The organism is Mycobacterium sp. (assembly GCF_050701675.1).
Lineage (GTDB): Bacteria > Actinomycetota > Actinomycetes > Mycobacteriales > Mycobacteriaceae > Mycobacterium.
Genome location: NZ_JBOGDD010000682.1, coordinates 1 through 4,770, shown reverse-complemented (window position 1 = coordinate 4,770; position 4,770 = coordinate 1). Strand labels below are relative to the sequence as shown.

General features: G+C 67.9%; 6 protein-coding genes. 1 reads left to right on the top strand and 5 read right to left on the bottom strand.

Annotated elements, in window-relative coordinates; translation table 11 throughout:
* Together ACRDUX_RS20965 and recO are read right to left on the bottom strand one after the other, a co-directional pair.
* Positions 1-532: undecaprenyl diphosphate synthase family protein (locus ACRDUX_RS20965; protein WP_526416095.1), on the bottom strand; the 532-nt coding region annotated here is incomplete at its 3' end.
* The gene (gene recO / locus ACRDUX_RS20960; RefSeq protein WP_526416093.1) at positions 474-1,322 is read right to left on the bottom strand and encodes a DNA repair protein RecO; all 849 of its coding nucleotides are present in this window, start codon (positions 1,320-1,322) and stop codon (positions 474-476) included. The genes recO and ACRDUX_RS20965, both read right to left, overlap by 59 nt.
* A gap of 64 nt (positions 1,323-1,386) precedes the next feature.
* On the opposite strand from recO, the gene ACRDUX_RS20955 reads away from it, so the two are divergent.
* Positions 1,387-2,850: an amidase gene (locus tag ACRDUX_RS20955; protein WP_526416091.1), complete on the top strand. Its 1,464-nt coding sequence runs from the start codon at positions 1,387-1,389 to the stop codon at positions 2,848-2,850.
* Between the two features lie 26 nt (positions 2,851-2,876).
* Here the strand turns inward: ACRDUX_RS20955 and era are convergent, their stop codons facing one another.
* The 3 genes from era to ACRDUX_RS20940 all read right to left on the bottom strand — a co-directional run.
* The gene (era, locus tag ACRDUX_RS20950) at positions 2,877-3,776 is read right to left on the bottom strand and encodes a GTPase Era (protein WP_526416089.1); all 900 of its coding nucleotides are present in this window, start codon (positions 3,774-3,776) and stop codon (positions 2,877-2,879) included.
* A complete protein-coding gene (locus ACRDUX_RS20945; protein WP_526416087.1) occupies positions 3,773-4,087 on the bottom strand; it encodes a cytidine deaminase-like protein in 315 nt (104 codons plus the stop codon). The genes era and ACRDUX_RS20945 overlap by 4 nt, the downstream gene beginning before the upstream one ends.
* The coding region (locus tag ACRDUX_RS20940) for a CBS domain-containing protein (RefSeq protein WP_526416086.1) at positions 4,084-4,770 on the bottom strand (687 nt) is incomplete at its 5' end. The genes ACRDUX_RS20940 and ACRDUX_RS20945, both read right to left, overlap by 4 nt.

Here is a 4,770-nt window from a genome sequence, read left to right as displayed (position 1 = left end):
TCTCGGCGATGTCGAACTCCTTGATGACGCTGCTCCACATCCGGGGTCGCGACCCGACCCATCGCATGCGCACGCCCATCGCGTTGAGGTTCTCCCGACGGCGGCGCACCACGTCGCGGTTGAAGCCCATCAGGAAGCGCACCTCCTCGGCACTGCGCTTCCAGTTCTCCGTGGAGAATGCGTAGACCGTGAGGTGCTTGATGCCGATTTCGATGGCGCCGCAGGTGATGTCGATCAGCACCGCCTCGCCCATCTTGTGGCCATCGGTGCGGCCGAGGCCGCGCTGGGTGGCCCAGCGGCCGTTGCCGTCCATCACGACCGCCACGTGATTGGGCACCTGACCTGCGGGGATCAGCGGCGCCGATTCCTTCGACGTGTGCTGTGGCGGGCGGGAGAACCGGCCGTTGGTCTCGGGTGGCAGTTCGGGGAACACCACCGGCCACATCGACTTGTCCGGGAACGTCGGATAGCCGTCAGGCGCCTGAGGCAGCTGGGGGTAAGTCTTCTTGCCCCTGCCCCTTGTCGTAGCCATGGACCTCATCCTGCCCGAACAGGGCAACTCGTCGTTCGGCGACCGTGCGATCGACCCGATAGACACGCTCCACTAGCGGCAATGTCCGCAGTTGGCGCTCGAGATGCCACTGCAGGTGCGCGGCCACCAGTCCGCTGGCCTGGCTGCGGTGCGACGACGTGGACGCCTCGGCGGCGGGCCAGTCCCCGTCGTGCAGGGCCGACATCAGGTCCAACACACCCTGCGGCGGCGTCACCGACCCCGACGGCCTGCAGTGCATGCACACGCTTCCGCCCGCCGCGACGTGGAACGCCCGGTGCGGACCCGGCGCCGCGCAACGCGCGCATTCGGTGAGCGCAGGAGCCCATCCGGCGACCCCCATGGCCCGCAAGAGGTACGAGTCGAGCACCAGTTCACGGGCCCGCGCACCGTCGGCCACTGCGCGCAACGCCGCGACGGTGAGCCGGTGCAGTGCCGGCGACGGGGCGTGCTCCTCACCGGCCAGTCGCTCGGCCGTCTCCAGCACGGCGCACCCGCAGGTGTAGCGGCCGTAGTCACTGACGATGTCGCTGGCGAACGCGTCGATCGCCTGGACCTGTGTGACGACGTCGAGGTTTCGTCCCGGGTACAGCTGAACGTCGATGTGCGCGAACGGCTCGAGCCTGGCCCCGAACTTGCTGCGGGTGCGGCGCACCCCCTTGGCGACCGCACGGACCACGCCGTGCTCGAGGGTCAGCAGGGTCACGATCCGGTCGGCCTCGCCGAGCTTGTGCTGGCGCAGCACGACAGCCCGATCCCGGTACAACCGCATCGACACAGTCTCCCACCTCCCACCGACGACGACGTTGAGGCTCGGCCGGATATTCTCGTTTTCAATGGCTGACAGCACGTCCAACAACCGCACCTCCACCAAGCGTCCCCACCTGCCCACCCTCACTCAACTGTTGTACCGACTCGCCAGCGGGCGGGTCACGTCCACCGAATTGGTGACTCAGTCCCTGCGGCGGATCGACGCCAGTCAGTCCACCCTCAACGCCTTCCGCGTCGTGCTGACCGAGCAGGCCCTCGTCGATGCAGCCGAGGCCGATCGCAAACGCGCTGCGGGCGGCGATCTTTCACGCCTTCCGCTCTTGGGCATCCCCATCGCGGTCAAGGACGACGTCGACGTCGCGGGCGTTCCCACCCGGTTCGGCACGTCGGGTGACGTCCAACCGGCCGCCGCGGACGCCGAGGTGGTGCGCAGGCTGCGCGCCGCAGGCGCCGTGATCGTCGGAAAGACCAACACGTGCGAACTGGGTCAGTGGCCGTTCACCAGCGGGCCTGCCTTCGGGCATACCCGCAACCCATGGTCGGCGGATCACACCCCCGGCGGATCCTCTGGCGGGAGCGCAGCGGCGGTAGCCGCCGGGTTGGTGACGGCCGCCATCGGCTCCGACGGGGCGGGAAGCGTCCGCATTCCCGCCGCATGGACCCACCTGGTCGGCATCAAGCCACAGCGCGGCCGCATCTCGACGTGGCCGCTACCGGAGGCCTTCAACGGAATCACCGTCAACGGTGTGCTGGCTCGCACGGTCACCGATGCGGCCCTGGTGCTCGACGCCGCCTCTGGCAACGCCGAAGGAGATCTCCACAAGCCCGAGGCGGTCAAGGTCGCCGATTACGTCAGCCAGGCGCCTGGTCCGCTCACGGTGGCGATGTCGACCAAGTTCCCCTTCACGGGATTCCGCGCCAAGCTGCACCCCGAGATCCTGGCCGCGATGAAGCGCATCGCGGGGCAGCTCGAGGACCTCGGGCACACGGTGCGGGCCGCCGATCCCAACTACGACCTGCGGGCGTCGTGGAACTTCCTGTCCCGTTCGACGTCGGGGCTGTTGGACTGGGCCGACCGACTCGGCCCCCACGTGACGTTCGACAAGCGCACCACGAGCAATATGCGGATGGGCCGGATCCTGTCGGAGAAGATCCTGCGCGACGCCCGCATTCGCGAGGCCGAATCCCAACGCCGCATCGGCTGGATCTTCAATCTCGCCGACGTGATCCTGGCCCCGACGACGGCGCTGCCGCCCCCCAGAATCGACGACTTCGACCGGCGCGGCGGGTTGTCCACGGACCGCGCGATGATCCGGGCGTGCCCAGTGACCTGGCCCTGGAACCTTCTCGGCTGGCCGTCGATCAACATTCCCGCTGGCTTCACCTCCGATGGCCTCCCGATCGGGGTGCAATTGATGGGGCCCGCGAACAGCGAACCGCTGCTGATCTCGCTGGCTGCCGCACTCGAAGCGGTCGGCGCCTGGGTGGCCGATCAGCCGGAGATTTGGTGGGACGTGCCCGACGCGTAATGTCCCGCGGCCAGCCCGGCTGAACGCTAGAAGCCAAGCCTGCCAAGCTGTTTGGGGTCGCGCTGCCAGTTCTTCGCGATCTTGACCCGCAGGTCCAGGTACACCTTGGTGCCGAGTAGCGTCTCGATCTGAAGACGCGCGGCGGTGCCAACCTCTCGCAGCCGGGCGCCACCCTTGCCAATGATGATTCCCTTTTGCGAGTCGCGCTCGACGTAGAGGATCGCGTGGACGTCGATGAGGTCGTCACGGCCCTCGTGTGGTTCCACCTCGTCGATGACGACGGCCAGCGAGTGCGGCAGCTCGTCGCGCACCCCTTCGAGCGCGGCCTCGCGGATCAGCTCGGCCATGAGGGTTTCCTCCGGCTCGTCGGTCAGCTCACCGTCGGGATAGAACGCCGGGCCAGGTGGCAGCTGCCCGGCCAGTACGCCCGTGAGGAGATCGACCTGGTTGCCGGTGGTGGCCGACACCGGCACGATCTCCGTCGAGCCACCCGTCAGCTCGTTCGCGGCCATCAGCTGAGCCGCGACCTTCTCCTTGGAGACCTTGTCGATCTTGGTCACGACGACGATCAGCGTGGTGTGCGGCGCGACGGCACGGATCTGCTCGTAGATCCATCGGTCACCTGGGCCGATGGTCTCGTCGGCGGGGATGCAGAGCCCGATGACGTCGACCTGCGAGTACGTGGCCTTCACCAGCTCGTTGAGCCGCTCGCCGAGCAGAGTGCGCGGCCGGTGCAGCCCGGGGGTGTCGACGAGGATGATCTGGAAGTCGTCGCGGTGCACGATGCCGCGGATGGTGTGACGGGTGGTCTGCGGACGGTTCGACGTGATCGCGACCTTGGCGCCGACAAGCGCGTTGGTCAGTGTCGACTTGCCCGTATTGGGTCGGCCCACGAAGCAGACGAAGCCCGAACGAAACTCGGTCACAACGGATTCCCCGCCCGGTCGGTGACGATGACCGCGGCCTCGGCCGTCAGCTCGATGACCGCGGCGACACCTGCGTCGTCGCCCGAGCCCGCCACCAGGACGGCAGCCTCCAGACCCGTCGCGCCACTGGACACCGCGGCTGCCACCGCCGCCTGTAATGCCGTCAACGTCAGGGCATCGAGCGTCACCGGCGCGCCGACGTAGGTCCGCCCGTCCAGATCACGCACCGCGGCGCCGCTGCCGGCCTCGGCGCGCCCCATGGCGCCACGGGCGAGCACCACCAACTTGGCATCATCGGCGTCCAAGCTCATGATTGGCCCTCCTCCTGCGGTTCGGTCGGTCTGACGAGTACGGTGCCGACGCGCACCCGGCCGCGGTGGTCGGCACCGCCTTCGGCACGCAGGCGCAAGGAATCCCAGGTGACCTCGACGCCGGGCAGCGGTACCCGACCCAGTTCGTGGGCGAGCAACCCGCCGACGGTGTCGACGTCCAGATCGTCGTCGAGTTCCAGCTCGTACAGTTCGGCGAGATCCTCGAGCGGCAGCCGCGCAGACACTCGAAAACGCTTCTCGCCCAAGTCTTCTACGGGTGCGACCTCGTCGGTGTCGTACTCGTCGGCGATCTCTCCGACGATCTCCTCCAGTACGTCCTCGATGGTGACCAGACCCGCGATCGCGCCGTATTCGTCGACGAGCAGGGCCATGTGGTTGCGGTCCCTCTGCATTTCCCGCAGCAGGGCGTCCAGGGGCTTGGAGTCCGGCACGAACACGGGCGGCCGCATGACCTCGCCCACCCTGGTGTCGATGCCACCGTTGGTCGACGAGTACGTCTGCTGGACCAGGTCCTTGAGATAGACCACGCCGATGATGTCGTCGACGTTGTCGCCGACCACCGGCATCCGGGAATGCCCGCTGCGCACGGCAAGAGAGGTGGCTTGACCAGCCGTCTTGTCACTTTCGATCCACACCATCTCGGTGCGCGGCACCATCACCTC